The following is a 25588-nucleotide window of genomic DNA, read 5'->3' as shown; positions in this document are numbered from 1 at the left end:
CCCTGACGGGGCCCGGGCCGGCTCGCCGGCTCCGCGCCTCTACGGACACTGAAGCGAAGGACGAAAAGGCCACCATGGCGGGACAGAAGATCCGCATTCGGCTCAAGGCCTATGACCACGAGGTCATCGACAGCTCGGCTCGCAAGATCGTCGAGACCGTGACGCGGACCGGCGCGCAGGTCGCTGGCCCGGTGCCGTTGCCGACGGAGAAGAACGTTTACTGTGTCATCCGCTCCCCGCACAAGTACAAGGACTCGCGGGAGCACTTCGAGATGCGCACGCACAAGCGGCTGATCGACATCATCGACCCGACGCCGAAGACCGTCGACTCGCTCATGCGTCTCGACCTCCCGGCCGGCGTCGACATCGAGATCAAGCTTTAAGGGACGCACAGACATGGCCACCAAGCAGATCAAGGGAGTCCTGGGCGAGAAGCTCGGCATGACCCAGGTCTTCGACGAGCAGGGCAGGATCGTGCCCGTGACCGTCCTGAAGGCCGGCCCGTGCGTCGTGACGCGCGTTCGGACTCCGGAGACCGACGGCTACTCCGCCGTCCAGCTCGGCTACGGCAAGGTCAACCCGCGCAAGGTCAACAAGCCGCTCGGCGACTACCTGCGCAAGCACGACCTCACGCCCCGCCGCCACTACGTCGAGGTCCGCACCTCCGACGCCACCGAGTACACCCTCGGCCAGGAGCTGTCCGCCGACGACTTCGAGACCGGCCAGGTCGTCGACGTCACCGGGCGCAGCAAGGGCAAGGGCTTCGCCGGTGTCATGAAGCGCCACGGCTTCCACGGCCTGAAGGCCTCGCACGGTGCCCACAAGGTGCACCGCGCCCCGGGCGCCATCGGCGGCTGCGCCACGCCCGGCCGCGTGTTCAAGGGCATGCGGATGGCCGGCCGGATGGGCAGCAACCGGACGACCGTGCAGAACCTCAAGGTCCAGTCGGTCGACGCGGAGAAGGGCCTCATCCTGGTCAAGGGTGCGGTGCCCGGACCCAACGGGGGTCTGGTGCTGGTCCGCACGGCCGCGAAGGGGGAGAACTGATTATGGCGACGATCGAGGTCAAGGGCCCCGACGGCGCCGCCGGCCGGAGCGTCGAGCTCCCTGAGGCGGTCTTCGACCAGCAGGCGAACATCCCGCTGATGCACCAGGTCGTGAACGCGCAGCTGGCCGCGGCCCGGCAGGGGACCCACGCCACCAAGACCCGCGGCATGGTCCGCGGCGGCGGCAAGAAGCCGTACCGGCAGAAGGGCACCGGCCGCGCCCGCCAGGGCTCGACCCGCGCCCCGCAGTTCACCGGCGGCGGCACCGTGCACGGCCCCCAGCCGCGCGACTACGCCCAGCGGACCCCGAAGAAGATGAAGGCCGCCGCGCTGCGCGGTGCCCTGTCGGACCGGGCCCGCAACGGGCGGGTGCACGTGCTCACCGCGTTCGTCTCCGACGAGGTGACCACCCAGCGCACCCGGACCGCGCTGAAGGCCCTGCGCCAGGTCACCGAGTCCGACAAGGTGCTCGTGGTCCTGGACCGCAACGACGAGACCAACCGCCTCGCGCTGCGCAACCTCGCCGAGGTGCACATCCTCGACGCGGACCAGGTGAACACCTACGACGTCCTCGACGCCGACGACGTGGTCTTCACCGAGCGCGGGTACGAGGAGTTCCTGGCGCACGCTTCGGGTGCCTCGCAGGCCCAGAAGCCGGAGGAGGACGACCAGTGAGGATCCCCGACCCTCGGGACATCATCATCGAGCCGGTGATCTCCGAGAAGAGCTACGGGCTGCAGGACCAGAACCAGTACACGTTCATCGTGCGCCCGGACGCCAACAAGACGCAGGTCAAGATCGCGATCGAGCAGATCTTCAAGGTGAAGGTCACCGGCGTGAACACGATCAACCGTCCCGGCAAGCGCAAGCGCACCCGCTTCGGGTTCGGCAAGCGCCCGGACACCAAGCGCGCGATCGTGCGGGTCGCTGACGGCGACCGGATCGACATCTTCGGGGTCTGATCCGCCGCTGCCGCGGCCGTACACCGCTTCAACCAGCAATACGCAAAGGAATGCGCGAAGAAGATGGGCATTCGTAAGTACAAGCCGACGACGCCGGGCCGTCGCGGTTCCAGCGTGAGCGACTTCGTCGAGGTCACGCGCTCGGAGCCGGAGAAGTCCCTGGTGCGTCCGCTCCACTCCAAGGGCGGCCGCAACGGCCACGGCCGTATCACCACGCGCCACCAGGGCGGCGGCCACAAGCGCGCCTACCGCGTGATCGACTTCCGTCGGCACGACAAGGACGGCGTCCCCGCGAAGGTCGCGCACATCGAGTACGACCCGAACCGGACCGCCCGTATCGCCCTGCTGCACTACGTGGACGGCGAGAAGCGCTACATCCTGGCGCCCGCCGGCCTGAAGCAGGGCGACCGGGTCGAGAACGGCCCCGGGTCCGACATCAAGCCCGGCAACTGCCTCCCGCTGCGCAACATCCCCACGGGTACGTTCGTGCACGCGGTCGAGCTCAAGCCGGGCGGCGGCGCCAAGCTGGGCCGCTCCGCCGGGTCGCAGATCCAGCTGCTGGCCAAGGAGGGCGACTACGCCACCCTGCGCATGCCCTCCGGGGAGATGCGCATGGTGGAGGTCACCTGCCGCGCCACCGTCGGACAGGTCGGCAACGCCGAGCAGTCCAACATCAACTGGGGCAAGGCCGGACGCATGCGCTGGAAGGGCCGCCGGCCCACCGTGCGCGGTGTGGTGATGAACCCGGTCGACCACCCCCACGGCGGTGGTGAGGGCCGTACCTCGGGCGGCCGGCACCCGGTCAACCCCGCCGGCAAGAAGGAAGGCCGGACCCGCCGGAAGAACAAGGCCAGCGACAAGTACATCGTGCGGCGTCGGCGCAGCGGCAAGAAGAAGCGGTAAGGAGCACGTCTGATGCCACGTAGCCTTAAGAAGGGCCCCTTCGTGGACCACCACCTGGCCAAGAAGGTGGAGGACCAGAACGAGAAGGGCACCAAGAACGTCATCAAGACGTGGTCGCGGCGCTCCATGGTGATCCCGGAGATGATCGGGCACACCATCGCCGTGCACGACGGCCGCAAGCACGTCCCGGTCTTCATCTCCGAGGCGATGATCGGCCACAAGCTCGGCGAGTTCGCCCCCACGCGCACTTTCCGGAGCCACGTCAAGGAAGACCGCCGTAGCCGCCGTTAGCGGTTGCACCGATCGACAAGGACCATGTTCCCCACGGTGAGTGGGGAGGAGATTTCCGTGAGCGAGGAAAAAGCGATGGGAACGAGGGCACAGGCGCGGTTCGTCCGCGTCACGCCCCGCAAGGCCCGCCGTGTGGTGGACCTTATTCGCGGGTTGCCCGCTGACGAGGCACAGGCGGTCCTCCGGTTCGCCCCGCAGTCGGCGAGCGAGCCGGTGGGCAAGGTGCTGGCGAGCGCGATCGCCAACGCCGAGCACAATGACAAGCTGGACCGCGAGAACCTGGTCGTGGGGCGTGCATGGGTGGACGAAGGGCCGACGCTGAAGCGGATCCGTCCGCGCGGCTTCGGGCGCGCTTTCCGGGTCACCAAGCGCACGAGCCACATCACCGTGGTCGTGGAGCCCAGTGAGACCAAGGAAAGGACCCGATAGTGGGCCAGAAGATCAACCCGCACGGGTTCCGGCTCGGGGTCACGACTGACTACAAGACCCGCTGGTACGCCGAGAAGCAGTACAAGGACTACGTCAAGGAAGACGTGGCCATCCGCCGCATGCTCAACCGCGGCATGGAGCGGGCCGGAATCAGCAAGGTCGAGATCGAGCGGACCCGTGAGCGCGTGCGTGTGGACATCCACACCGCCCGTCCCGGCATCGTCATCGGCCGCCGCGGCGCCGAGGCCGACCGCCTGCGCGGCAACCTGGAGAAGCTGACCGGCAAGCAGGTCCAGCTCAACATCCTCGAGGTGAAGAGCCCGGAGACCGACGCACAGCTGGTCGCCCAGGGGGTCGCCGAGCAGCTCGCCAGCCGCGTGGCGTTCCGCCGCGCGATGCGCAAGGCCATGCAGAGCGCCTCCAAGAGCGGCGCCAAGGGCATCCGCATCCAGTGCAGCGGCCGTCTCGGCGGTGCCGAGATGTCGCGCTCGGAGTTCTACCGCGAGGGCCGGGTCCCGCTGCACACGCTGCGCGCCGACATCGACTACGGGTTCTTCGAGGCCCGTACCACGTTCGGCCGCATCGGCGTGAAGGTGTGGATCTACAAGGGCGACGCCCCGGCCAGCCGCGCCGAGCGCGAGGCCCAGCAGGCCGCGCAGCGCGCTCCGGGCGGGGGCGGCGGCAACCAGCGCCGCGAGCGTCCGGGCCGCCGTCGCCGCGGTGGTCAGGGCGGCGGCCAGGGCCAGCAGGGCGAGTCCAAGTCCAGCGCGCCCGCCGAGGCGAGCGCGGGCGCGGAGAAGTCCGGGAACGAGGGGAGCTGACCGATGCTCATTCCCCGGAAGGTCAAGTACCGCAAGCAGCACCACCCGGACCTGCGCGGCCGCGCCAAGGGTGGGACGACGGTCAACTTCGGTGAGTTCGGCATCCAGGCGCTGGACGCCGCCTACGTCACCAACCGGCAGATCGAGGCCGCTCGTATCGCCATGACCCGTCACATCAAGCGCGGCGGCAAGGTGTGGATCAACATCTTCCCGGACCGCCCGCTCACCAAGAAGCCGGCCGAGACCCGCATGGGTTCCGGCAAGGGTTCGCCCGAGTGGTGGGTCGCCCCGGTCAAGCCGGGCCGTGTGATGTTCGAGCTGTCCGGCGTGCCGGAGCCGGTGGCCAAGGAGGCCATGCGTCGGGCCATGCACAAGCTCCCGATGCGGTGCAAGTTCGTGAAGCGGGAGGTGTGGGAGTAATGGCGAAGTCCCCGACCGCCCAGGAGCTGCGCGGCCAGTCCCAGGAGGACCTGGTCGGCAAGCTCAAGGAGGCGAAGGAAGAGCTGTTCAACCTGCGCTTCCAGGCTGCCACCGGGCAGCTCGACAACAACGGCCGACTGCGCATCGTTAAGCGCGAGATCGCGCGGATCTACACGGTCCTGCGGGAGCACGAGCTGGGCATCATGCCGCTGGCCGAGTCGGCTGAGAAGACGAAGGAAGCAGCCGAATGAGCGAGATCGACGAGCGGACCGCTCGCAACTACCGCAAGGTGCGCGAGGGCTACGTCGTCAGCGACAAGATGTCGAAGACCGTGGTCGTCGAGGTGGAGGACCGCGTCAAGCACGCGCTGTACGACAAGGTCATCCGCCGCACCACCAAGTACAAGGCCCACGACGAGAACGAGATCTGCGGCGTCGGCGACCGGGTCCGGATGATGGAGACCCGCCCGCTGTCGGCGACCAAGCGCTGGCGCGTCGTGGAGATCCTGGAGAAGGCTAAGTAAACCCCTGCCTCGGCGGCCGGTTGGTGGAGATCGGCCGCCCAAGGGGTGAGACCACCTAGCAGTGCGGGCAGTGCGCCCGCGCGCACATATCAGGAGCAGACGTGATTCAGCAGGAGTCGCGACTCAAGGTCGCCGACAACACGGGGGCCAAGGAGATCTTGACCATCCGTGTCCTCGGTGGCTCGGGTCGGCGCTACGCGGGCATCGGCGACACCATCGTGGCGACGGTGAAGGACGCCCTTCCCGGCGCAGGCGTGAAGAAGGGCGATGTCGTCAAGGCTGTCATCGTGCGCACCGTCAAGGAGCGCCGCCGGCCCGACGGCTCCTACATCCGCTTCGATGAGAACGCCGCCGTGCTCATCAAGGACGGTGGGGACCCGCGAGGCACCCGTATCTTCGGTCCGGTCGGACGCGAGCTGCGGGACAACAAGTTCATGCGCATCATCTCGCTAGCGCCGGAGGTGCTCTAGGCGATGAAGGTCAAGAAGGACGACGAGGTCATCGTCATCGCCGGCAAGGACAAGGGTGCCACCGGGAAGGTCATCAAGGCCCTTCCCAAGGAGCAGCGTGTCGTCGTCGAGGGCGTCAACCTCATCAAGAAGCACAGGAAGGCGAACCCGGCGAGCGGCCAGCAGGGCGAGGTCGTCACGCAGGAGGCGCCGATCCACGTGAGCAACGTCGCCCTCGCCGAGGACGGCAAGGCCACCCGGGTCGGCTACCGCTTCACCGAAGACGGCAAGAAGGTTCGCGTCTCGCGCCGTACCGGTAAGGACATCTGATGACGGTCACCAACGACACCGAGGCTCCGGCCATGCCTCGTCTCAAGGAGAAGTACCGCTCCGAGATCATGCCGGCGCTGCGCGAGGAGTTCGGGATCGCCAACGTCATGCAGATCCCCGGCCTGACCAAGGTCGTGGTGAACATGGGCGTGGGCGAGGCCGCTCGCGACGCCAAGCTGATCCAGGGCGCCGTCGCCGACCTCTCGGCGATCACCGGGCAGAAGCCCAAGATCAGCCGGGCCAAGAAGTCCATCGCGCAGTTCAAGCTGCGCGAGGGCCAGCCGATCGGCGCCAGCGTGACCCTGCGCGGCGACCGGATGTGGGAGTTCCTGGACCGCCTGGTCGCCCTGGCGCTCCCGCGCATCCGGGACTTCCGCGGGCTCAACCCGAACCAGTTCGACGGCAAGGGCAACTACACCTTCGGCCTCACCGAGCAGGTCATGTTCCACGAGGTCGACCCGGACAAGGTGGACCGCCAGCGGGGCATGGACATCACGGTCGTCACCAGTGCGACCACGGACGACCAGGGGCGCAGCCTGCTCAAGCGCCTCGGGTTCCCCTTCAAGGAAGCCTGAGGGAGGCGACCATGGCAAAGAAGGCGCTGATCGCCAAGGCGAACAGGAAGCAGAAGTTCGCCGTCCGCGCGTATACTCGTTGCTCGCGGTGCGGACGTCCGCGCGCCGTCTTCCGCAAGTTCGGCCTGTGCCGCATCTGCTTCCGCGAGATGGCGCACAAGGGCGAGCTGCCGGGTATCGCCAAGTCGAGCTGGTAGCGGCCCCGGGCCGGGTGCGCCCCGGCCGGCCGGAGCGGATCGCGGGAGCCGCCGCGCCGCCCCCCTGACCACACGGGCGCGGGCGGGCGCGGCGACCACCACGTAACAACGATGGAGAGAATCAGGGCACTGCCACCGGTGCGTCCGGTGGGGTGCCCGTGACCACGCCGTAGGTCCTAGAGGTGCCCCGGAAGAGGGGAACAGGCGGGAAGGGACCCGCCTGTCCTTGGGGAAACCGCGGTGAGGAAGGGCCAGTCGGCCATGACGATGACCGACCCGATCGCAGACATGCTCACGCGTCTGCGCAATGCGAATTCGGCGCACCACGACACCGTGTCGATGCCGTATTCCAAGATCAAGGCGCACATCGCCGAGATCCTCCAGCAGGAGGGCTACGTCCAGGGCTGGCGCGTCGAGGACGCGCAGGTCGGCAAGAGCCTGGAGGTGGAGCTCAAGTACGGGCCCACCCGGGAGCGCTCGATCGCCGGCATCCGGCGCGTGTCCAAGCCGGGCCTGCGCGTCTACGCGAAGAAGGACAACCTTCCGCGCGTCCTGGGCGGCCTCGGCACCGCCATCATCTCGACGTCCGGCGGCCTGATGACCGACAAGCAGGCCAAGAAGAACGGCGTGGGCGGCGAAGTCCTCGCCTACGTCTGGTAAAGGGAGAGATTTCAGCATGTCGCGTATCGGTCGACTGCCGATTTCGGTCCCCAAGGGCGTCGAAGTCACGATTGACGGGCAAGACGTCACTGTCAAGGGGCCGAAGGGCACTCTGCACCACACCGTTACCGACCCGATCACGGTCGAGCTGGGCGAGGGCGAGGTCACCCTGGGCCGCCCCGACGACCACCCGGAGAACCGGTCGCTGCACGGCCTGAACCGGGCGCTGCTGGCCAATCTGGTCGAGGGCGTCTCCAAGGGCTACAGCAAGACCCTGGAGATCCACGGTGTCGGCTACCGCGTCCAGGCCAAGGGCTCCAACCTGGAGTTCTCCCTGGGCTACAGCCACCCGGTCGTGATCGAGCCGCCGGAGGGCATCACCTTCCGGGTGGAGAAGCCGACCCTGCTGCACGTCGAGGGCATCGACAAGCAGCTGGTGGGCCAGGTCGCCGCCAACATCCGCGGTCTGCGCCGCCCCGACCCGTACAAGAAGAAGGGCGTGCGGTACAAGGGCGAGCAGATCCGCTCGAAGGCCGGAAAGGCTGGTAAGTAAGCATGGCGAAGAGCACGACCGCGGTCCGCAAGGGTACGGCCGCGCGCACTGCCTCGCGTGCGCGGCGGCACCTTCGGGTCCGCAAGAAGATCACCGGCACCCCGGCGCGGCCGCGCCTGGTCGTCACCCGCTCCTCCAAGCACATGGTCGCCCAGATCGTGGACGACACCCAGGGGCACACCCTGGTCTCGGCCTCCACCATCGAGGCGGGCCTGCGCGCCCAGGACGGTACGAAGTCCGAGAAGTCGCAGAAGGTCGGCGAGCTCATCGCGCAGCGCGCCAAGGACGCCGGCATCGCGGCCGTCGTCTTCGACCGCGGCGGGAACCGCTACCACGGCCGCATCGCCGCCCTCGCCGAGGGCGCGCGGTCCGGCGGACTGGAGTTCTGATCCGATGAACCCGGTCCACAGCAAGTACACCGACGGGAAGAGGAACCACTGATGGCTGCAGCTCCGCGGCGCGGCGCCGGTGGCGAGCGGCGTGACCGCCGCGACGATCGCCGCGGCGGCGCCGCAGACAAGGGTGTCTCCTACATCGAGAAGGTCGTGACCATCAACCGGGTCGCCAAGGTCGTCAAGGGCGGCCGGCGGTTCAGCTTCACCGCGCTGGTCGTCGTCGGCGACGGCAACGGCATGGTGGGCATCGGTTACGGCAAGGCCAAGGAAGTTCCGGCCGCCATCGCCAAGGGCGTGGAGGAGGCGAAGAAGAACTTCTTCCGCGTCCCCCGCATCCAGGGCACGATCACCCACCAGGTCCAGGGCGAGGACGCGGCCGGCATCGTGCTGCTGCGCCCGGCGGCCCCCGGTACCGGTGTGATCGCCGGCGGTCCGGTCCGCGCGGTGCTGGAGTGCGCCGGCGTGCACGACGTGCTCAGCAAGTCGCTCGGCTCGTCCAACGCGCTCAACATCGTCAAGGCGACCGTGGCCGCCCTGAAGGGCCTGGGCCGTCCCGAGGAGATCGCGGCGCGCCGCGGCCTGCCGATCGAGGACGTCGCCCCGGCCGCCATGCTGCGCGCCCGCGCGGAAGCGAAGGCGGGTGCCTGACCATGGCGAAGCTGAAGATCACCCAGGTGCGGTCGAAGATCGGCGGCACGAAGAAGCAGCACGAGAACCTGCGCTCCCTCGGCCTCGGCAAGATCGGCCGTTCGGTCGTCCGTGAGGACGGTCCGCAGGTCCGCGGGCAGGTCGGCGTCGTGGCGCACCTCGTGAATGTCGAGGAGGTCAGCGAATGAGCGACAACGCCCCCGGCGAGCTGCTCAAGCTCCACCACCTGCGCCCGGCCCCGGGCAGCAACAAGTCCAAGATCCGCAAGGGTCGCGGCGAGGCCTCCAAGGGCAAGACCGCCGGCCGCGGGACCAAGGGCACCAAGGCCCGCTCCACGGTTCCCGTCGGCTTCGAGGGCGGCCAGATGCCCCTGATCCGGCGGCTGCCGAAGCTCAAGGGCTTCAGCAACGCCAAGTTCCGCACCCAGTTCCAGGTCGTGAACCTGGACCGGATCGCGGAGCTGTTCCCCGAGGGGGGCGAGGTCACCGTCGAGGCCCTGGCCGCCAAGGGCGCGGTTCGCAAGAACCAGCCCGTGAAGGTCCTGGGCACCGGTGAGATCTCGGTGGCCGTCCAGGTGAGCGCGAACGCGTTCTCCGGCTCGGCCAAGGAGAAGATCGCCGCCGCCGGTGGTTCCACCACCGAGCTGTAGGCGTCGATCCGATCCGCCAGAGCCATGCGGGGGCGTCGGCCGGCCAGTCCCACCCACGGGTGGGCGCCGGGCGGCGCCCCCGCGTGCTACCCGGGTCGGGCCGAGGGCCTAGACGGCGTCCCTCACCTGGACGATCCCTGTCCGGACCCGAAGGGCTGTTACAGTGCCATACTGCCTGACGCCTAACCGCTTGACCGATGACTCCAGGGCTCCGGGGCCGCCCCCGGTGCCGCCGCTCTACGACGATTCAGGATCGGCCGCGATGTCTCGAACCGGTTCCGCCGCCGAAGCCGCGCAGGAGGAGACGTGCTAGGTGCGTTCGTCCGTGCGTTCCGCACGCCCGACCTGCGTAACAAGCTGCTGTTCACCATTTTCATCCTGACCATCTTCCGGCTGGGCTCGGTCATCCCGGCGCCGGGGATCGATTCCGCGGCGATCAGAGAGCAGCTGGAGTCGGTGCAGGCCGCCGACGAGTCGGGGATCTACTCGCTGATCAACCTGTTCAGCGGCGGGGCGCTGCTGCAGCTCGCGGTCTTCGCGCTGGGCATCATGCCCTACATCACCGCGAGCATCATCATCAACCTGCTCACGGTGGTGATCCCGCGCCTGGAGGCCCTGAAGAAGGAGGGCCAGGCCGGGCAGACCAAGATCACCCAGTACACCCGGTACCTCACCCTCGCGCTGGCGATCCTGCAGTCGACCAGCTTCATCGCGATGGCGCGCAGCGGGCAGCTGTTCCAGGGCCGCATCCCGGTGCACACCTACATGCCCAACGACGACCTGCTGACGCTGATCACCATGGTCTTCACGATGACCGCGGGCACCGCGGTGATCATGTGGTTCGGTGAGCTGATCACCGAGCGCGGCGTGGGCAACGGCATGTCCCTGCTGATCTTCACCCAGGTCATCGCGATGTTCCCGTCCTCGATCGGGACCATCTGGCAGGAGCAGGACACCTGGGTGTTCGTGCTCATCTGCGTGGCGGGCCTGGTGCTGATCGCCGGCGTGGTCTTCATCGAGCAGGCCCAGCGCCGCATCCCCGTGCACTACGCCAAGCGGATGGTGGGCCGCCGGATGTTCGGCGGCAGCTCCACCTACATCCCGCTGAAGGTGAACCAGGCCGGCATCATCCCGGTCATCTTCGCCTCCTCGCTGCTGTACCTCCCGCAGCTGGCCATCGGCCTGTTCGGGCAGGACTCCGACAACGCCGTTGTGAACTTTCTCAACGAGTACTTCGTGACCGGCACGCACCCGGTCTACATGGCGACCTTCTTCGTCATGATCGTGGGCTTCGCGTTCTTCTACGTGGCCATCACGTTCAACCCCGCCGAAGTCGCCGACAACATGAAGAAGTACGGTGGGTTCATCCCGGGTATCCGGCCCGGGCGTCCGACCGCGGAGTACCTGGAGTACGTGCTCAACCGGCTGACGACCCCCGGATCGCTGTACCTCGGGTTCATCGCTCTGCTGCCGATGGTGGCGATGGGCGCCTCCGGGGCGACCCAGAACTTCCCGTTCGGCGGTACGAGCATCCTGATCATGGTCGGTGTCGGGCTGGACACGGTGAAGCAGATCGAGTCTCACCTCCAGCAGCGGAACTACGAAGGTTTCTTGCGATAGTGCGTGCCGTACTTGTTGGGCCCCCGGGTGCCGGTAAAGGCACCCAGGCCCAGATCCTGGCGTCAGAGTTGTCCATCCCCAAGGTGTCCACGGGCGACATCTTCCGGGCCAACGTGAGCGGCGGTACCGAGCTCGGCCGCACGGCCAAGAGCTACATGGACCGCGGTGACCTCGTCCCCGACGAGGTCACCAACGAGATGGTGCGGGGGAGGCTCGCCGAAGAGGACGCACGGGAGGGCTTCCTGCTCGACGGCTTCCCGCGCAACGTGCCCCAGGCCGAGACGCTGGACTCCATGCTCAAGGACATGGGGACCGCGCTGGACGCGGTGCTGGAGCTCAAGGTGGACGAGGAGGAGGTCGTCAAACGCCTCTCCGGCCGCCGCTCCTGCCGCGAGTGCGGCCGCGTCTACCACCTCGACTACGACCCGCCCGAGGCGGACGGGGTGTGCGACGCCTGCGGCGGTGAGCTCTACCAGCGCGACGACGACCGCGAAGAGGTCATCCGCCACCGGTTGGAGGTCTACCGGGAGCAGACCGAGCCGCTGGTGGCCTACTACCGGGACAAGGGCGTGCTGGTGGCGATCGGGGCCACCGGCGCCGTCGAGGACGTCACGGCCCGCGCGATCGCCGCGCTGAGGTCGGACGCCTGATGTTCCGCAAGTCCAAGCCGGACATCCAGATCAAGACGCCGGACCAGATCCGCAGCATGCGGGAGGCCGGCAAGGTCGTGGCGCGCGCCCTGGACGCGGTGCGCGCCGCGGCCGCCCCCGGGCTGAGCACGCTGGACCTGGACGCGGTCGCCGAAGAGGTGATCCGCGGGGCGGGCGCCGTGCCCTCCTTCAAGGGCTACCGGCCGATCCCGAGCGAGCCCGGTTTCCCCGGCTCGATCTGCGCCTCGGTCAACGAGGAGGTCGTGCACGGCATCCCGCGGGCCTCCAAGGTGCTCGCCGACGGCGACGTCGTCTCGGTGGACTGCGGGGCGATCCTGGACGGCTGGCACGGCGACTCGGCCGTGACCGTCCCGGTGGGCACCGTCTCCGACGAGGACGTGCGGATGATGGACGCGTGCCGGGAGGCCATGTGGCGCGGGATCGCCGAGCTGCGCCCCGGGCGCCGCCTCGGCGACATCGGCCACGCCATCGACGCCTCCATCCGCTCCCACGGCTCCTACGGCAACGTCCAGGAGTACGGGGGGCACGGCATCGGCACCGAGATGCACATGGAGCCGCACGTGCTCAACCACGGCAAGCCCGGCAAGGGCCTGCGCCTGGAGGAGGGCATGTGCCTGGCCATCGAGCCGATGGCCACCCGGGGCACCCGGCACGTGGCCGTGCTGGAGGACGAGTGGACCGTGGTCACCCGCGACGGCGGCCGCGCGGCCCACTTCGAGCACACGGTGGCGGTGACCGCCGAGGGGCCGATGGTCCTGACCGCCCGTGAGGACGACCGGGCCGAGCTGGAGAAGCGGTCGTTCCCCGACCCCGGGTGGTGACCCCGCCCGCGCAGTAGGATCGCAGCGTGAAGCGCGAGGCGGATCCAGTGAGGGAGGGCCACGTGTCCGAGGACGCCCCGGAGACCGGACCGGGGGACCCCGAACGGGACCGCGCGGCCCGGCTCCTGCAGGACCACTTCGCCCAGGGGCGGCTGGGCGGCGGCGAGTTCAGCTCCCGCCTGGAGCGCGTCTACAAGGCGGTGAGCCTGCGGGACCTGGAGGCGGCCGTCGCCGACCTGCCCTCCTCGCCCGCGCCGGAGCCCGCGGCCCGGACGGCGCCGCCGGCCCCGGAGGGGCCCACACTCCTGCGCGACCCGGCGCTGCTGATCCCGTGGGGGCTGTGGCTCGGCGTGAACACGCTGTGCTTCACCATCTGGCTGATCCTCTACCTCACCGGTCAGAGCAGCGGCTACCCGTGGTTCCTCTGGGTGCTCGGCCCGTGGGGTATCGTGATGGTGTTCATCACACTCGGACTCGCCGCGGTCCACCGCGGCGGCGGTGGCGCGGGCCGCGGCTGACGCGGCGGACGCCCCGCTCGCTCAGGGCGTTAGACTGGTAGAGCCCACACTCGGGCCGTTGGGTCAGCGTGCCTTACTTCCGCATCCGCTGGAATCTGCGCGTATGCTGTCGCGGTTGACCTGATCGTCAATGTCCGAATCAGCAGTGTGCCCGGCGCCCGTCCGAGGGCTGTCGGCCGCGAACCCCTGCCGTCGGCAGGGGAGATTCATGAAGCGTGGAGGATATGGCTAAGAAAGACGGCGCCATCGAGATCGAGGGCTCCGTTATCGAGTCCCTGCCCAACGCAATGTTCCGAGTGGAGCTCGACAACGGGCACAAGGTCCTTGCCCATATCAGCGGCAAGATGCGGATGCACTACATCCGCATTCTCCCCGACGACCGCGTCGTCGTGGAGCTGAGCCCGTACGACCTCACCCGCGGGCGCATCGTTTACCGCTACAAGTAAGGCCGCTCCGCACGGCCGCCCGGCTGCCGCCGGGCGGACGGGACGGCTCGAGTTCGGAGACACCATGAAGGTCAAGCCGAGCGTCAAGAAGATCTGCGCGAAGTGCCGAGTGATCCGCCGCCACGGCCGGATCATGGTCATCTGCTCGGACCCGCGCCACAAGCAGCGCCAGGGCTAGTCCCCGGGCGCCCGCCTCTTCTCGACGGCGACGAACACGAAAGACCTGCCTCGGTTCCCGCGGTGCGCGGGGACAACCCCCGGTCGGAGGCCGGGGCGCTCGTCAGGGCGGCGAGCGGAATGGGGCGGGTGAGACCTCCGCAAGCACGAAGGAGCACGCCCTTATGGCACGCCTCGCAGGCGTCGACCTCCCCCGCGACAAGCGGGTGGAGATCGCCCTCACCTACGTTTTCGGGATCGGCCGGACCCGCGCCGCCGAGATCCTGAAGAGCACCGGTGTCAGCCCCGACACCCGCGTCCACGAGCTCTCCGAGGACGCGCTGGTCAAGATCCGCGACTGGGTCGACGCCAACTACCAGGTCGAAGGCGACCTGCGGCGCGAGGTCCAGGCCGACATCCGCCGCAAGATGGAGATCGGCGCCTACCAGGGCATCCGGCACCGCCGCGGTCTGCCGGTGCACGGTCAGCGCACGCAGACCAACGCCCGGACCCGCAAGGGCAAGAAGAAGACCGTGGCCGGCAAGAAGAAGCCGAAGAAGTAGTCCGTCCGGACCTCGACCACCGGGTCCGGCACGCCGACGGACCGACGATCTTGGGAGTAATCAGGTATGCCGCCTAAGGGCCGCCAGCAGGGCGCCGCGCGCAAGGTGCGCCGCAAGGAAAAGAAGAACATCGTCCACGGGCATGCTCACATCAAGAGCACGTTCAACAACACGATCGTGAGCATCACCGACCCGACGGGTGCGGTGATCTCGTGGGCGAGCTCCGGGCAGGTCGGCTTCAAGGGGTCGCGCAAGTCCACCCCGTTCGCCGCCCAGATGGCCGCCGAGGCCGCCGCCCGCCGTGCCCAGGAGCACGGGGTGCGCAAGGTGGACGTCTTCGTCAAGGGTCCCGGCTCCGGCCGTGAGACCGCCATCCGCTCGCTGCAGGCCACGGGCCTGGAGGTGGGCTCCATCCAGGACGTCACGCCGGTTCCGCACAACGGCTGCCGTCCGCCCAAGCGCCGCCGGGTCTGACCCCGGCGGGCGCCGCCGCGCATCCGGCCGGATCCGGCCGGGGGGTTCGCGGGTAGGTAGTTGTCAGGCCCCGTGGCCACGGGGCCGTCCAGTGGCCGTCAAATAGCGGGCGGCCGTGGGAAAGGAACACCGAACATGCTCATCGCCCAGCGTCCGACGCTCTCGGAGGAGAGCCTGTCGGAGCTCCGCTCCAAGTTCGTGATCGAGCCCCTGGAGCCGGGCTTCGGCTACACCATCGGCAACTCGATCCGGCGGACCCTGCTGTCCTCGATCCCCGGTGCCGCTGTCACCAGCATCCGCATCGAGGGCGTCGAGCACGAGTTCACCACCGTGCCCGGCGTCAAGGAGGACGTCACCGAGATCATCCTGAACCTCAAGGGGCTGGTCGTCTCCTCCGAGCACGACGAGCCGGTTCTGATGTATCTGCGCAAGCAGGGCCCCGGTGTGGTGACCGCCGCGGACATCGCGCCGCCGGCGGGGGTCGAGGTGCACAACCCCGACCTGCACATCGCCACGCTGAACAGCAAGGGCAAGCTGGAGATGGAGCTGACGGTCGAGCGCGGCCGCGGGTACGTCTCGGCGACCCAGAACAAGCAGCCCGGCCAGGAGATCGGCCGTATCCCGATCGACTCCATCTACTCGCCGGTCCTGCGGGTCACCTACAAGGTCGAGGCCACCCGCGTCGAGCAGCGCACCGACTTCGACCGGCTGATCCTGGACGTCGAGACCAAGCCGAGCATCCGGCCCCGCGACGCCGTGGCCAGCGCCGGCAAGACGCTGGTGGAGCTGTTCGGGCTGGCGCGCGAGCTCAACGTCGACGCCGAGGGCATCGACATGGGCCCCTCGCCCACGGACGCGGCCCTGGCCGCCGACCTGGCGCTGCCGATCGAGGACCTCAACCTCACGGTGCGTTCCTACAACTGCCTCAAGCGCGAGGGCATCCACACGGTGGGCGAGCTCGTCGCCCGCTCCGAGCAGGACCTTCTGGATATAAGGAACTTCGGCGCGAAGTCCATCGAGGAGGTCAAGCAGAAGCTCGTGGACATGGGCCTCTCGCTCAAGGACTCCCCGCCCGGGTTCGACCCCAGCAGCGCGGCCGACTCCTACGGTTCCGACGACGAGGACCAGTCCTACGTCGAGACCGAGCAGTACTAGAAGACGTCGCCCCGAGGACCGCGGCCGTTCCACGGCCGCGGCCCGCACCACTAGGAGAAGTACACGATGCCCACGCCGACGAAGGGGCCTCGCCTGGGTTCCGGCCCGGCCCATGAGCGGCTCATGCTGGCGAACCTGGCGACCTCGCTGTTCCAGCACGGCCGCATCAAGACCACCGAGGCCAAGGCCAAGCGCCTGCGCCCCTACGCGGAGAAGCTCATCACCCTGGGCAAGCGCGGCGACCTGCACGCGCGCCGCCAGGTGCTGCGCACGATCAGCGACAAGGCGGTCGTGCACGAGCTGTTCACCGAGATCGGCCCGCGCTACGAGAACCGCGAGGGCGGCTACACCCGCATCACCAAGGTCGGGCCGCGCAAGGGCGACAACGCCCCCATGGCCGTGATCGAGCTGGTGGAGGCCCTCAACCGCCCGGCCGCCAAGAAGGCCAAGGCCGAGGAGCCGAAGGCCGAGGAGGCCGCCCCCGCCGCGGAGACCGCGGAGGAGAAGGCCGCCGAGGAGGCCCCCGAGGCCCCCGAGGCCGCCGCGGAGGACAAGAAGGACGAGGAGTAGGGGGACGCCCCTTGCCCGCTCGACCGCCGGTGCCCGGCCCCTGAGGGGGCCGGGCACCGTTGTTTCACCCCCGTGGCGTTGATCTCGGGAGAACGGCCCCTAAAACCGCGCTTGTAGCGTCGTTTCGCCCGAGATCAACGATGGGAGAGAACCAGCACACAGAAGGGCCGACGATGATCCGCCTCCGCCTCGACCTCGCCTACGACGGTTCGGGCTTCTCCGGCTGGGCCGAGCAGCCCGACCGCCGCACCGTGCAAGGGGTGCTGCAGGAGGCGCTGGCCCGGGTGCTGCGGATGCCGCCGGAGGCGGTGCAGCTGACCGTGGCCGGGCGCACCGACGCCGGGGTGCACGCCGGGGGACAGGCGGCCCACCTGGACGTGCCGGAGGAGGTCTGGGAGGCCGAGGGCGAGCGGGTCCTCCGCCGCCTGGCCGGGGTGCTCCCGCCGGACGTGCGGGTGCGGTCGGTCGCCCCGGCGCCCGAGGGCTTCGACGCCCGCTTCTCCGCCCTCCACCGGCGGTACGTGTACCGGGTGAGCGACGCGCCGTGGGGCGTGGAGCCGCTGTGGCGGCACCACGTGCTGTGGCACAAGCGGCCCCTGGACACCGACCGGATGAACCTGGCCGCGGCGGAGCTGACCGGCGAGCACGACTTCGCCGCCTACTGCCGCAAGCGGGAGGGCGCGACCACGGTCCGCGAGCTGCTGCGCATGGAGTGGGTGCGCGAGGAGGAGCACCTGCTGGCCGGGACGGTGCAGGCCGACGCGTTCTGCCACAACATGGTGCGGGCGCTGGTGGGGGCGCTGCTGGCGGTCGGCGACGGCCGCCGGGCGACGGGGTGGCCCGCCGAGGTGCTCCAGGCGGGCGTGCGCGACTCGGCCGTCCACGTGGTGGCCCCGCACGGGCTCAGCCTGGAGGAGGTGGCCTACCCCGACGCGGAGCTGCTGGCCGCACGCGCACGGGCGACCAGGCGGGTGCGCACCCTGGAGCGCTGATCCCTCCCCAGCGATGATCTCGACGAAGGTGCTGTCAATATCGCCGAAATGACAGCACCTTCGTCGAGATCATCGCGGAGGGGCAACGCGGAACGGCCCCGGCGGTGCGGGGACCGCCGGGGCCGTTCCGCGCAGTGTCAGGCGACCTGGTCGGCCAGGGAGCCCAGGGTGGACTCGACGAACCCGGGGGCGACCTCCTCCAGGTCCGAACCGTCGCCGGGCGGGGTCCAGGTCGTCCATCTCGGAGAGGTCGATCTCGGCGGTGGTCCCGCCCGGGTTCGGGGACTCGTCGCGGAACATCGGGCGCCCGCCGAACTCGTCGGAGGGCCCAGGCGCGGCCGCGGAGGAGCCGTCGTCGGGGACGGCGCCGATGGTCTGGGTGGCCTCGTCGTCCACGACGAGGGGTTCGTCACCCGTGTCGGACACCGGCCCCGGTCCGCCCACGCGGCCCTGGAGCGGTGCACCGGGGTCGTGCGGCGGCTGCGGGGGAGGGGGTGGGCCGGCGGGGGCGTTCGGCGCCCCGGCGCCCGGCGGGGGGGGAGCGGGCGGCCCCTGGGGCCCACCGGGCGGTGGCCCCTGGGGGGCTCCGTGCGGCGGACCCGGCGGTGCGCCGTGCGGCGGTGCCTGCGGCGGGCCCTGGGGCGGCCGCTGAGGGCCGCCGGGCGGTGGGCCCTGCGGTGCGCCCTGTGGCGCGCCGGGCGGTGCGCCCGGAGGCGGGGTCGGAGGCCCCTGCGGCCGTCGGCCCCGCCGGGCCGGTGCCGCCGGGGCGCCGAAGGGGGCCGCCGCGGACGTCCGCGGCGGCCCCCTTCGGCGTTCCGGGAGGGCGTTCCGGGAGGGCCGGAGGGCGTTCCGGGACACGCCATGGGGGCCACCGGTTTCGGTTGTCCTCGAATCACGCGCGGAGCTCCCCTCCCCACAGCCCGAAAACGACTACTCTAGGTATTCGAAAATTCACCACTAGTGGTAGTCAAGGAAGGACCAGGGCCGCATGGAGAGCTCCGCCGCCGGACCGGACCTGAGGGACTGCGCCCAGACCCTGCGCCGACGCTGGACGGCGGTGGCCGCCGCCACCGCCGCCGGGCTGGCGCTCGCGGGGGCCGGGCTCGTCCTGGTGCCCAGCGCCTACACCGCGACCACGGCGGTCCAGGTGCGCCCGACCGGGGTCGCCGAGCTCACCGGCGAGCTGTCCGGGCGCACCAACGGGGAGGTCAACCTGGACACCGAGGCCCAGGTGGTGGCCTCGGCCCGGGTCGCCTCGGCCGCCAACCGGGAGATCGGCGGGACGGACCCGGGCGCGATGCGCGAGCGGGTGGAGGTGGAGGTCCCGCCCAACAGCAGCGTGCTGGAGATCTCCTACACCGCCCCGACCCCGGAGGCGGCGCGCGACGGCGCCACCGCCTTCTCCGACGCCTACCTGGCCGACCGGAGCGCCCGGGTGGGCGAGCTGATCGACGCCCGGCTGGCCGCTCTGGAGGAGCAGACCGAGGCCCGCACCGAGGAGATGGAGGAATTGGCCGAGGACGCCGCCAAGGGCGGCGCCGCCAAACGGGCGCGGGCCGAGGCGCGGCTGGAGGCGGTGCAGAGCGAGATCTCCGACCTCAACGCCGAGACCGGGCCGTTGACCGCGGCCAAGGCGTCGCTGATCCCCGGACAGGTGCTCACCCCCGCCGCGCTGCCGGACGCCCCGGCGTCACCGCAGCCGGTGGTGTGGCTGGCGGGCGGCGGCGTGCTGGGGCTGGCCGTCGGCGCGGGCGCGGCGTTCGCCCTGGAGCGCAGGGCCCGTGCGCGCGGCGGGGCGACCGCGGCCGCTCAGGAGGCGGTCGTCGAGGACGCGGCGCCCGAGGCGGCGCAAGAGGCGGTCGTCGAGGACGCGGCGCAGGAGGCGGCTCCGGAAGAGGGCGGCGCCGACCGCGCGTCGGCGGACCGGTCCCGCGAGGAGGAGCCCGCCGAGGCAGGGGCGCGCCGCTGATGGGGGCCTCGATCCGGTCGGGTGCCGGACCGCCCGGAGGCGGGGCGGCGGCGGGGCCGGCCGCCGGTCCGCTCGCCTCCCGGCTCTTCGCGCCGGGGTGGCCGGTCATCTGGCTGTTCGCCGGATACCCGCTCTGGTGGGCGCTGGGGCTGGGCCCCTTCGCCTTCTGGGTGTTCGCCGTGCCCATGGCCGCGGCGCTGCTGCGCCGCCACCGCGAACACGGCCTCCGGCTGCCGCCCGGGTTCGGGCTGTGGGCGCTGTTCCTGCTGTGGGCGGCCGCCGGGATCGCGCTGATCGGGATGGTGCCGGACGGCACCCTGCCCGGGTCCGGCGGCGTGCTCGGGGCGCTGGTGCGGCTCGGCCACTACCTGGCGCTGACGGTGCTGCTGCTCTACATCGGCAACACCGGCCGCGACGAGCTGTCGGACTCCCGGATCGCCCGCGCGCTCGGGTGGCTGTTCCTCGCGACGGCGGCCGGGGGCCTACTCGGCATGGCCGCCCCCCACTTCGGGTTCACCTCGCCGCTGGAGGCGCTGCTGCCCGCGGGCGTGGCCTCCGACTCCTACGTGCAGGCCCTCATCCACCCATCGTCGTCCCAGGTCATGGACGACGTCCTGGGGTACGAGACGGCGCGGCCCAAGGCACCGTGGCCCTACACCAACACGTGGGGCAACATGCTGTCGCTGCTGCTGCCCTGGCTGGCGGCGGGGTGGATCCTCACCGGCGGCGGACGGGGCGGGTGGCGCCGCTGGGTCGGCCTGGCGGCGGTGGCGGTGTCCTGCCTGCCCATCGTCCACTCGCTGAACCGGGCCCTGTGGGTGGGGCTGGCGCTGACCGCCGTGTTCGCGCTGGTGCAGCTGGTGCGGTCGGGCCGGGCCGCCGCCGCGCTCACCGGTGTGCTGGCGGCCGCGGGGCTGTGCGCCGCGCTGGCCGCCTCGCCCCTGATGGACGTGGTCACCGAACGCATCGGCAACCCGCACAGCGACGACGGCCGGGCCGCCACCAGCTGGGCCGCCCTCGACGCCGCCGCCCAGTCGCCGGTGCTGGGCTGGGGCACCACCCGCGACATGCTGGGCAGCTCGGACTCGATCGCGATCGGCTCCTCCCCCGAGTGCCCGGGCTGCGGCAACCACACCATCGGCAACAACGGCCAGTTCTGGCTGACGCTCATCTCCAACGGGTGGGTGGGCACCGGGCTGTTCCTCGGCTTCTTCGCCGCGGCCGCCTGGCGCCACCGGGGGGAACGGGACGCGGTGGGGTCCGCCGCCCTTCTATCGATCCTCCTGCTCTTCTGGTACATGTTCTTCTATGTCGCGCTGACGGCACCGCTGGCGGTCACGATGACCGGCATCGCACTGCTCTGGCGGCGGGCCCCCGGTGCCGTACCTGCGACGGCGGCGGGGGGTGTCGCGCGGTGAACGGGGAGACCACCTATCTGACGGACCTGGCCGAGGTGCTCTGGCCCTGCGGGGGGCTTCTGGGGCGCGGCGCCGAATGCGCGGGCAGACGCGTGCCCGCGCCCGAGCACCCCGCGGCGCACGTGCGCGAATACCTTCCGGTCCCGTCCGCGCACAATCCTCGGGTGATCCTGCCTGTCACCAACCGGTACGCGGCGGCGCGCGGCATCGCCGCCTTCGCCCAGCGCCACTCCTTCCGCGAGCGGGTCCGGGCCGCCCTGCTCACCACCGCCTTCGCCAGCGGGGTGGCGCCGCTGCTGCTGCGCGACCGCCTGCACGTGGGCACCGGCCACACCATCGAGCACGCCCTGGGCGCCGCCCTGGACCGGGACGTGGTCATCGCCATACACGTGGGGCCGCCACGCGCCAACCGCAAACCGGTCCTGCTGCTGCTCACCCCCGCGGGCCGGGCGGTGGGCTACGCCAAGGTGGGCGTCAACGAGCTCACCTCGCGCCTGGTCCGGGCCGAGACCCGGGCGCTGAGACGGCTGGCCGAGGCCCACCTGCCCGACGTCACCGTGCCGCGGCTGATGTACGAGGGCGAGTGGAACGGCCGGCCGCTGCTGGTGCAGGAGGCCTTGCCGGTCGGCGACCAGACCGACCGGCCCACCCGGCGGCAGCTGCTGCGCTGCGTGCTGCAGATCGCCGCCGTGGACGGGATCGCCGAAGGGGAGCTGCGCACCGGCCCCTACTGGGCCCACCTGGAGCGGCGCATCGACGCGCTGGCCGGGCGGCCGGAGGCGCCGCGGCTGCGCAAGGCCTTGGAGTCGCTGCCGGACGTGCGGCTCCCGTTCGGCGCCTGGCACGGCGACCTGACCCGGTGGAACATCGCCGGGACACCGCGCCGGGCGTTCGTGTGGGATTGGGAGCGCCTGGAGTCGGGGGTCCCGCTGGGCATGGACGCGCTGCACTACGAGCTCAACGAGTGCGTGCAGGGAGGCGTGCAGGCGGGGGTGCAGAGGTGGCTGGACAGCGGCGCCCGGCTGCTGTGCGACCCGCTGGTGGCCGAGGCGGGGCTGCGCCCGCAGGCGGTGCCGGTGGTGATGGCGCTGTACCTGGTCGACCTGGCCACCCGCTACCTCCAGGACCGCCAGGACGAGGCCGGGAGCCCGCTCGCGGCCGTCGACGACTGGCTCCTGCCCGCTTTGGAGGGGCTCGGCGAGCGCGCGGCGCACGAGTCCGGACCCCGTAGATGACCGCCGGACGGCGCCGCCCCGGAGCGCCGTCGGCCCCGCACCCGCACCCGCATCGGCCCGCCCGCTCCGGCCGCCCGACCCCGTGCCCCACGCGGGGCGCCATCCCGACCACGTGAGGACACCCATGCGCTTGTCTATGGCCGGACGGACCGTTCCGACCCCCCTGAAGAACGCCGCGCTCTCCGCCGCCGACCTGGCCGGCCATGTGAGCCGCCGCTCCCGGGCACTGCCGGACTTCCTCATCGCCGGCGCGCAGCGCTGCGGCACCACCACCCTGTACAAGGCGCTCATGCAGCACCCGCAGGTGCTCGGTCCCACGCTGCGCAAGGGGGTGCACTTCTTCGACACCGCCTACGGGCGCGGCACGGACTGGTACCGGAGCCGGTTCCCGATGCGCCGCAGCGTGCGGGCGGCCGCCGGGGGCGCGGGCGGCGTGGTGGGCGAGTCCAGCCCCTACTACCTGTTCCACCCTCTGTGCGCGGAGCGGATCGCCGCGGACCTGCCCGAGGCGAAGGTGGTGGTGATGCTGCGGGACCCGGTCGAGCGTGCGTACTCGGCGCACAGCCACGAAAGCGCGCGGGGCTACGAGACCGAGCCGTTCGAGCGCGCGCTGGACCTGGAGGATGAGCGCATCGCGGGCGAGGAGGAGCGGCTGGCGGCCGATGCCCTGGCCCGCTCCCACCACCACCAGCACCATGCCTACGTGGCGCGCGGGCGGTACATCGACCAGCTGCTTCGGCTGGAACGGCACGTGGGGCGTGAGCGCATGTTCGTGGTGGACGCCGAGCGGTTCTTCGCCGAACCGGAGCGGCACTTCCCGGAGCTCGAGGAGTTCCTGGGGGTGCGGCACTGCCCGGGTGTGGTGTTCGGCCACCACAACGCCCGGCCCCGGGCGGAGCTGCCCGAGCGGCTGCGGAGGCGGTTGGAGGACGCCTTCGCCGATTCCGACGAGCGCCTGGCCGAGTGGTGGGGGCGCACACCGTCATGGCGCGAACCGGGCGGCGGGAGCGAGGCCGCGTCGGCCGGGCGCCCCCTGCGGCTGGTCGACGAGGAGAGCGGGGAGGGCGGTGTCCCCGGAGGGGAGAACGCCGCTCCCGACAGCGGCACTGGAGATGAGGGCCCGGACGCGTCCGCCCATGCCCGCAGTTACGCCTCCGAGCCGCACTGACCAGCACTGACCAGCACTGATCGGCGCTGACCAGCGCTGATCGGCGCTGATCCCGCCCCGACACCGACGACCGAGCGGAGCACGATGGCCACCGAGAGCCCGACACCCACCCGCGGAGGCGAGGGCCGGGACGGGGCAGAGGCCGTGGCCCGCACCGCCCGGGGCGGGGCGCTGAACATGGCGGCCGCCGTCGCCGGGGCCGGGCTCAACCTGGCCCTGGTGGTGGCGGTGGCGCGCGGGTTCTCCCAGGAGACGGCGGGGCTGCTGTTCGCGGCGACGTCGGTGTTCCTGATCGCCTCGGCCGTGGCGCAGCTGGGAACCGCCAACGGGCTGGTGTACTTCCTGGCGCGGACCCGGGCGATGGGCACCGCCGGGCGGACCCGGCACCTGCTGCGCACGGCCCTCGTGCCGGTGGTGGCGGCCTCGGTAGCGCTCGCCGCGGCGATGGCGGTGTTCGCCGAGCCGGTGGCGGAGCTGGCGGGCGAGCCGGGGGCGGCGGTGTACCTCGGGCTGCTGGCCGCGTTCCTGCCGTTCGCGGCGGTGGTGGAGGCGTTGCTGGCGGCCACCCGGGCGCACCACGACATGGCGGCGACGGCGGCCGTGGAGAAGGTCGGCCGCCCGCTGGGCCAGGTGCTGCTGGTCCTCGGGGCGGCGGCTGCCGGTTCGGCGGGGCTGTTGGCAGTGGCGTGGGCGGGACCGTACCTGCCTGCGGCCGTGGTGGCGGCGCTGTGGCTGCGGCGCGTGGTGCGTACGGCTGCGCCCCCCGCGGCGCCCCCCGCGACGAGCCCGGAGGGGCCGACCCCCGCCCCCGTCGCTCCGCGCGAGTTCTGGGGGTTCGCGCTGCCGCGGTCAGTGGCGCAGGTGGCGCAGATCGGGAACCAGCGCGCGGGGATCGTCCTGGTGGCGGCGGTGCAGGGGGCGGCTTCGGCGGCGGTGTTCACCGCCGGGACGCGGCTGCTGGTGGCCGGGCAGTTCGCGACCCAGGCGGTGCAGTTCGCGGCGGGGCCGCGGCTGGCGGAGATGCTGGCCGTGGACGACCGGGCGGGCACGGCGCGGCTGTACCGGTCGGCGACGGCGTGGCTGATCTGCCTGACCTGGCCTCTGTTCCTCCTGGCGGTGGTGTACGCCCCGCTGGTGATGGAACTGTTCGGGCCGGGGTACGCGGGCGCGGCCGGGACGGGGGTGCTGGTGGTGGTCGCGGTGGCGCAGATGGCCTCGGCTTCGCTGGGCATGGGCGACCTGCTGCTCACCATGGCGGGCCGGACCGGGTGGAACCTCGCGAACAACCTGCTGTCGCTGGCGGCGAACCTGGTGCTGTGCGCGGTGCTCATCCCGCCGCTGGGGGCCGTGGGCGCGGCTCTGGCGTGGGCGGCGGCGATCGGGGTGCGCAACCTGTTGCCGCTGGTCCAGCTGCACCGGATGGTGGGGGTGCACCCGTTCAGCGTCCGGTGGGCGGCGGCCGCGGGTGCCGCACTGGTGTGGTTCGGCGCGGTGCCCGCGGTGTGCGCGGCGGCGCTGGGGACGACCGGGGCGTCGTTGGTGCTGGCCATGGTGGTGGGCGGGAGCGGGTGGACGGCGACGGTGTGGCGGATGCGCACCGTGCTCGACCTGGACGGCCTCCTCCCGAAGCGGCTGAGGAGGCCCACACCGGACCCCGCCACCACCGGATGACCGGCCTGCCGGAAGGCGAGGCCTCGGCCGTGGCCGCAGGTCACAGACCAGCAGGCCGGCAGGTCGGCAGGCCGGCAGGTCGGCAGGCCGGCAGGTCGGCAGGCCAGCGGGTGATAGGCCACCGGAGTACCGGGAGAGCGTTCAGTGACGGCGGCTCGGCTGGTACCCCGCTCAAGGGTTCCGGCCGTCCGCCGGACCGCCGGGGTGCGAGGCGGATGGCGGCGACGACGAAGGGCGGCGGCCCTCGCGGTGGCGCGGTCGGCCGCCGGGTGTGTGCGTGGTCAGGGTGG

37 protein-coding genes are annotated in these 25588 nt (G+C 71.2%); all 37 read left to right on the top strand.

Annotated elements, in window-relative coordinates:
• Positions 1–74: 74 nt before the first annotated feature.
• The 37 genes from rpsJ to O4U47_RS26880 all read left to right on the top strand — a co-directional run bounded on the left by rpsJ (position 75) and on the right by O4U47_RS26880 (position 25298).
• A complete protein-coding gene (rpsJ, locus tag O4U47_RS27060) occupies positions 75–383 on the top strand; it encodes a 30S ribosomal protein S10 (RefSeq protein ID WP_013156110.1) in 309 nt (102 codons plus the stop codon).
• Positions 384–396: 13 nt separating this feature from the next.
• On the top strand, positions 397–1047 hold the full coding sequence (rplC, locus tag O4U47_RS27055) for a 50S ribosomal protein L3 (RefSeq protein WP_270680802.1): 651 nt from the start codon (positions 397–399) through the stop codon (positions 1045–1047).
• A 2-nt stretch (positions 1048–1049) separates the two neighbouring features.
• Positions 1050–1721 carry a 50S ribosomal protein L4 gene (gene rplD, locus O4U47_RS27050; protein ID WP_270680801.1) on the top strand — a complete coding sequence of 224 codons (672 nt, stop codon included), beginning with the start codon at positions 1050–1052 and terminating at the stop codon, positions 1719–1721.
• On the top strand, positions 1718–2008 hold the full coding sequence (gene rplW, locus O4U47_RS27045) for a 50S ribosomal protein L23 (protein WP_270680800.1): 291 nt from the start codon (positions 1718–1720) through the stop codon (positions 2006–2008). The genes rplD and rplW overlap by 4 nt, the downstream gene beginning before the upstream one ends.
• A 63-nt stretch (positions 2009–2071) precedes the next feature.
• On the top strand, positions 2072–2911 hold the full coding sequence (gene rplB / locus O4U47_RS27040) for a 50S ribosomal protein L2 (RefSeq protein WP_270680799.1): 840 nt from the start codon (positions 2072–2074) through the stop codon (positions 2909–2911).
• 12 nt (positions 2912–2923) lie between these two features.
• On the top strand, positions 2924–3202 hold the full coding sequence (gene rpsS / locus O4U47_RS27035; protein ID WP_026123314.1) for a 30S ribosomal protein S19: 279 nt from the start codon (positions 2924–2926) through the stop codon (positions 3200–3202).
• Between the two features lie 75 nt (positions 3203–3277).
• Positions 3278–3631, top strand: coding sequence for a 50S ribosomal protein L22 (rplV, locus tag O4U47_RS27030; RefSeq protein WP_026123315.1), 354 nt, complete (start codon positions 3278–3280; stop codon positions 3629–3631).
• Positions 3631–4452, top strand: coding sequence for a 30S ribosomal protein S3 (gene rpsC, locus O4U47_RS27025; protein WP_270680798.1), 822 nt, complete (start codon positions 3631–3633; stop codon positions 4450–4452). Before rplV ends, rpsC begins: the two co-directional genes overlap by 1 nt.
• Before the next feature lie 3 nt (positions 4453–4455).
• The gene (rplP, locus tag O4U47_RS27020) at positions 4456–4872 is read left to right on the top strand and encodes a 50S ribosomal protein L16 (protein ID WP_017538015.1); all 417 of its coding nucleotides are present in this window, start codon (positions 4456–4458) and stop codon (positions 4870–4872) included.
• Positions 4872–5123 carry a 50S ribosomal protein L29 gene (rpmC, locus tag O4U47_RS27015; protein ID WP_270680808.1) on the top strand — a complete coding sequence of 84 codons (252 nt, stop codon included), beginning with the start codon at positions 4872–4874 and terminating at the stop codon, positions 5121–5123. The genes rplP and rpmC overlap by 1 nt, the downstream gene beginning before the upstream one ends.
• Complete coding sequence (gene rpsQ, locus O4U47_RS27010) at positions 5120–5395, top strand: 30S ribosomal protein S17 (protein ID WP_270680797.1); 276 nt, start codon at positions 5120–5122, stop codon at positions 5393–5395. Before rpmC ends, rpsQ begins: the two co-directional genes overlap by 4 nt.
• 101 nt (positions 5396–5496) lie before the next feature.
• A complete protein-coding gene (gene rplN, locus O4U47_RS27005) occupies positions 5497–5865 on the top strand; it encodes a 50S ribosomal protein L14 (protein WP_017538012.1) in 369 nt (122 codons plus the stop codon).
• Positions 5866–5868: 3 nt separating this feature from the next.
• Positions 5869–6174 carry a 50S ribosomal protein L24 gene (gene rplX / locus O4U47_RS27000; RefSeq protein WP_017623249.1) on the top strand — a complete coding sequence of 102 codons (306 nt, stop codon included), beginning with the start codon at positions 5869–5871 and terminating at the stop codon, positions 6172–6174.
• On the top strand, positions 6174–6749 hold the full coding sequence (rplE, locus tag O4U47_RS26995; protein ID WP_270680796.1) for a 50S ribosomal protein L5: 576 nt from the start codon (positions 6174–6176) through the stop codon (positions 6747–6749). The genes rplX and rplE overlap by 1 nt, the downstream gene beginning before the upstream one ends.
• An 11-nt stretch (positions 6750–6760) precedes the next feature.
• Positions 6761–6946, top strand: coding sequence for a type Z 30S ribosomal protein S14 (locus O4U47_RS26990; protein WP_270680795.1), 186 nt, complete (start codon positions 6761–6763; stop codon positions 6944–6946).
• A gap of 261 nt (positions 6947–7207) precedes the next feature.
• Positions 7208–7606 (top strand): 30S ribosomal protein S8, encoded by a 399-nt coding sequence (gene rpsH, locus O4U47_RS26985; protein ID WP_270680807.1) that lies wholly within the window; start codon positions 7208–7210, stop codon positions 7604–7606.
• Positions 7607–7622: 16 nt separating this feature from the next.
• Positions 7623–8159: a 50S ribosomal protein L6 gene (rplF, locus tag O4U47_RS26980; protein WP_270680794.1), complete on the top strand. Its 537-nt coding sequence runs from the start codon at positions 7623–7625 to the stop codon at positions 8157–8159.
• A 2-nt stretch (positions 8160–8161) separates the two neighbouring features.
• Positions 8162–8548, top strand: coding sequence for a 50S ribosomal protein L18 (gene rplR / locus O4U47_RS26975; RefSeq protein WP_270680793.1), 387 nt, complete (start codon positions 8162–8164; stop codon positions 8546–8548).
• Between the two features lie 51 nt (positions 8549–8599).
• Positions 8600–9202 carry a 30S ribosomal protein S5 gene (gene rpsE / locus O4U47_RS26970; protein WP_270680792.1) on the top strand — a complete coding sequence of 201 codons (603 nt, stop codon included), beginning with the start codon at positions 8600–8602 and terminating at the stop codon, positions 9200–9202.
• A gap of 2 nt (positions 9203–9204) precedes the next feature.
• Positions 9205–9390, top strand: coding sequence for a 50S ribosomal protein L30 (gene rpmD / locus O4U47_RS26965; RefSeq protein ID WP_270680791.1), 186 nt, complete (start codon positions 9205–9207; stop codon positions 9388–9390).
• The gene (rplO, locus tag O4U47_RS26960; RefSeq protein WP_270680790.1) at positions 9387–9851 is read left to right on the top strand and encodes a 50S ribosomal protein L15; all 465 of its coding nucleotides are present in this window, start codon (positions 9387–9389) and stop codon (positions 9849–9851) included. The genes rpmD and rplO overlap by 4 nt, the downstream gene beginning before the upstream one ends.
• Before the next feature lie 306 nt (positions 9852–10157).
• Entirely contained in the window at positions 10158–11471 is a 1314-nt protein-coding gene (gene secY, locus O4U47_RS26955; RefSeq protein ID WP_270680789.1) for a preprotein translocase subunit SecY, read from the top strand.
• Positions 11471–12121, top strand: coding sequence for an adenylate kinase (locus O4U47_RS26950; RefSeq protein ID WP_270680788.1), 651 nt, complete (start codon positions 11471–11473; stop codon positions 12119–12121). Before secY ends, O4U47_RS26950 begins: the two co-directional genes overlap by 1 nt.
• The gene (gene map / locus O4U47_RS26945) at positions 12121–12963 is read left to right on the top strand and encodes a type I methionyl aminopeptidase (RefSeq protein ID WP_270680787.1); all 843 of its coding nucleotides are present in this window, start codon (positions 12121–12123) and stop codon (positions 12961–12963) included. Before O4U47_RS26950 ends, map begins: the two co-directional genes overlap by 1 nt.
• A gap of 62 nt (positions 12964–13025) precedes the next feature.
• Positions 13026–13481: a DUF1707 SHOCT-like domain-containing protein gene (locus O4U47_RS26940; RefSeq protein WP_270680786.1), complete on the top strand. Its 456-nt coding sequence runs from the start codon at positions 13026–13028 to the stop codon at positions 13479–13481.
• 224 nt (positions 13482–13705) lie between these two features.
• On the top strand, positions 13706–13927 hold the full coding sequence (gene infA / locus O4U47_RS26935) for a translation initiation factor IF-1 (RefSeq protein ID WP_017593374.1): 222 nt from the start codon (positions 13706–13708) through the stop codon (positions 13925–13927).
• Positions 13928–13991: 64 nt separating this feature from the next.
• Entirely contained in the window at positions 13992–14105 is a 114-nt protein-coding gene (gene rpmJ / locus O4U47_RS26930; RefSeq protein ID WP_017537997.1) for a 50S ribosomal protein L36, read from the top strand.
• Positions 14106–14268: 163 nt separating this feature from the next.
• Positions 14269–14646, top strand: a complete 378-nt coding sequence (gene rpsM, locus O4U47_RS26925; RefSeq protein ID WP_270680785.1) for a 30S ribosomal protein S13 — start codon at positions 14269–14271, stop codon at positions 14644–14646.
• Positions 14647–14712: 66 nt separating this feature from the next.
• Positions 14713–15120 (top strand): 30S ribosomal protein S11, encoded by a 408-nt coding sequence (gene rpsK, locus O4U47_RS26920; protein WP_017621562.1) that lies wholly within the window; start codon positions 14713–14715, stop codon positions 15118–15120.
• Positions 15121–15255: 135 nt separating this feature from the next.
• Positions 15256–16275, top strand: a complete 1020-nt coding sequence (locus tag O4U47_RS26915; protein ID WP_270680784.1) for a DNA-directed RNA polymerase subunit alpha — start codon at positions 15256–15258, stop codon at positions 16273–16275.
• Positions 16276–16341: 66 nt separating this feature from the next.
• The gene (gene rplQ, locus O4U47_RS26910; RefSeq protein ID WP_270680783.1) at positions 16342–16845 is read left to right on the top strand and encodes a 50S ribosomal protein L17; all 504 of its coding nucleotides are present in this window, start codon (positions 16342–16344) and stop codon (positions 16843–16845) included.
• Positions 16846–17018: 173 nt separating this feature from the next.
• Complete coding sequence (truA, locus tag O4U47_RS26905) at positions 17019–17837, top strand: tRNA pseudouridine(38-40) synthase TruA (RefSeq protein WP_270680782.1); 819 nt, start codon at positions 17019–17021, stop codon at positions 17835–17837.
• Positions 17838–18825: 988 nt separating this feature from the next.
• On the top strand, positions 18826–19806 hold the full coding sequence (locus O4U47_RS26900) for a Wzz/FepE/Etk N-terminal domain-containing protein (protein WP_270680781.1): 981 nt from the start codon (positions 18826–18828) through the stop codon (positions 19804–19806).
• Positions 19806–21224, top strand: coding sequence for a ligase (locus O4U47_RS26895; RefSeq protein ID WP_270680780.1), 1419 nt, complete (start codon positions 19806–19808; stop codon positions 21222–21224). Before O4U47_RS26900 ends, O4U47_RS26895 begins: the two co-directional genes overlap by 1 nt.
• Positions 21221–22459: a phosphotransferase gene (locus O4U47_RS26890; protein ID WP_270680779.1), complete on the top strand. Its 1239-nt coding sequence runs from the start codon at positions 21221–21223 to the stop codon at positions 22457–22459. The genes O4U47_RS26895 and O4U47_RS26890 overlap by 4 nt, the downstream gene beginning before the upstream one ends.
• 124 nt (positions 22460–22583) lie before the next feature.
• Entirely contained in the window at positions 22584–23627 is a 1044-nt protein-coding gene (locus tag O4U47_RS26885; protein WP_333563673.1) for a sulfotransferase family protein, read from the top strand.
• Between the two features lie 84 nt (positions 23628–23711).
• On the top strand, positions 23712–25298 hold the full coding sequence (locus O4U47_RS26880; RefSeq protein ID WP_270680778.1) for a lipopolysaccharide biosynthesis protein: 1587 nt from the start codon (positions 23712–23714) through the stop codon (positions 25296–25298).
• Positions 25299–25588 lie beyond the last annotated feature (290 nt).

The sequence above is a fragment of the Nocardiopsis suaedae genome, from assembly GCF_027706745.1.
Classification (GTDB): Bacteria; Actinomycetota; Actinomycetes; order Streptosporangiales; family Streptosporangiaceae; genus Nocardiopsis_A; species Nocardiopsis_A suaedae.
This window is presented reverse-complemented; position numbering and strand designations above follow the sequence as displayed.

Coding starts and splice junctions, on each gene's coding strand:
- rpmD (WP_270680791.1), top strand. CDS start 9,205: ATGGCGAAGCTGAAGATCACCCAGGTGCGGTCGAAGATCGGCGGCACG.
- O4U47_RS26915 (WP_270680784.1), top strand. CDS start 15,256: ATGCTCATCGCCCAGCGTCCGACGCTCTCGGAGGAGAGCCTGTCGGAG.
- rpsM (WP_270680785.1), top strand. CDS start 14,269: ATGGCACGCCTCGCAGGCGTCGACCTCCCCCGCGACAAGCGGGTGGAG.
- rplX (WP_017623249.1), top strand. CDS start 5,869: ATGAAGGTCAAGAAGGACGACGAGGTCATCGTCATCGCCGGCAAGGAC.
- rpsK (WP_017621562.1), top strand. CDS start 14,713: ATGCCGCCTAAGGGCCGCCAGCAGGGCGCCGCGCGCAAGGTGCGCCGC.
- rpsJ (WP_013156110.1), top strand. CDS start 75: ATGGCGGGACAGAAGATCCGCATTCGGCTCAAGGCCTATGACCACGAG.
- O4U47_RS26990 (WP_270680795.1), top strand. CDS start 6,761: ATGGCAAAGAAGGCGCTGATCGCCAAGGCGAACAGGAAGCAGAAGTTC.
- truA (WP_270680782.1), top strand. CDS start 17,019: ATGATCCGCCTCCGCCTCGACCTCGCCTACGACGGTTCGGGCTTCTCC.
- O4U47_RS26900 (WP_270680781.1), top strand. CDS start 18,826: ATGGAGAGCTCCGCCGCCGGACCGGACCTGAGGGACTGCGCCCAGACC.
- rplQ (WP_270680783.1), top strand. CDS start 16,342: ATGCCCACGCCGACGAAGGGGCCTCGCCTGGGTTCCGGCCCGGCCCAT.
- O4U47_RS26885 (WP_333563673.1), top strand. CDS start 22,584: ATGCGCTTGTCTATGGCCGGACGGACCGTTCCGACCCCCCTGAAGAAC.
- O4U47_RS26880 (WP_270680778.1), top strand. CDS start 23,712: ATGGCCACCGAGAGCCCGACACCCACCCGCGGAGGCGAGGGCCGGGAC.
- rplE (WP_270680796.1), top strand. CDS start 6,174: ATGACGGTCACCAACGACACCGAGGCTCCGGCCATGCCTCGTCTCAAG.
- rplP (WP_017538015.1), top strand. CDS start 4,456: ATGCTCATTCCCCGGAAGGTCAAGTACCGCAAGCAGCACCACCCGGAC.
- rplB (WP_270680799.1), top strand. CDS start 2,072: ATGGGCATTCGTAAGTACAAGCCGACGACGCCGGGCCGTCGCGGTTCC.
- rpmC (WP_270680808.1), top strand. CDS start 4,872: ATGGCGAAGTCCCCGACCGCCCAGGAGCTGCGCGGCCAGTCCCAGGAG.
- infA (WP_017593374.1), top strand. CDS start 13,706: ATGGCTAAGAAAGACGGCGCCATCGAGATCGAGGGCTCCGTTATCGAG.
- map (WP_270680787.1), top strand. CDS start 12,121: ATGTTCCGCAAGTCCAAGCCGGACATCCAGATCAAGACGCCGGACCAG.
- rpsQ (WP_270680797.1), top strand. CDS start 5,120: ATGAGCGAGATCGACGAGCGGACCGCTCGCAACTACCGCAAGGTGCGC.
- rplD (WP_270680801.1), top strand. CDS start 1,050: ATGGCGACGATCGAGGTCAAGGGCCCCGACGGCGCCGCCGGCCGGAGC.
- rplV (WP_026123315.1), top strand. CDS start 3,278: ATGGGAACGAGGGCACAGGCGCGGTTCGTCCGCGTCACGCCCCGCAAG.
- rplR (WP_270680793.1), top strand. CDS start 8,162: ATGGCGAAGAGCACGACCGCGGTCCGCAAGGGTACGGCCGCGCGCACT.
- rplO (WP_270680790.1), top strand. CDS start 9,387: ATGAGCGACAACGCCCCCGGCGAGCTGCTCAAGCTCCACCACCTGCGC.
- O4U47_RS26895 (WP_270680780.1), top strand. CDS start 19,806: ATGGGGGCCTCGATCCGGTCGGGTGCCGGACCGCCCGGAGGCGGGGCG.
- rpsE (WP_270680792.1), top strand. CDS start 8,600: ATGGCTGCAGCTCCGCGGCGCGGCGCCGGTGGCGAGCGGCGTGACCGC.
- rpmJ (WP_017537997.1), top strand. CDS start 13,992: ATGAAGGTCAAGCCGAGCGTCAAGAAGATCTGCGCGAAGTGCCGAGTG.
- rpsS (WP_026123314.1), top strand. CDS start 2,924: ATGCCACGTAGCCTTAAGAAGGGCCCCTTCGTGGACCACCACCTGGCC.
- rplC (WP_270680802.1), top strand. CDS start 397: ATGGCCACCAAGCAGATCAAGGGAGTCCTGGGCGAGAAGCTCGGCATG.
- rplF (WP_270680794.1), top strand. CDS start 7,623: ATGTCGCGTATCGGTCGACTGCCGATTTCGGTCCCCAAGGGCGTCGAA.
- rpsH (WP_270680807.1), top strand. CDS start 7,208: ATGACGATGACCGACCCGATCGCAGACATGCTCACGCGTCTGCGCAAT.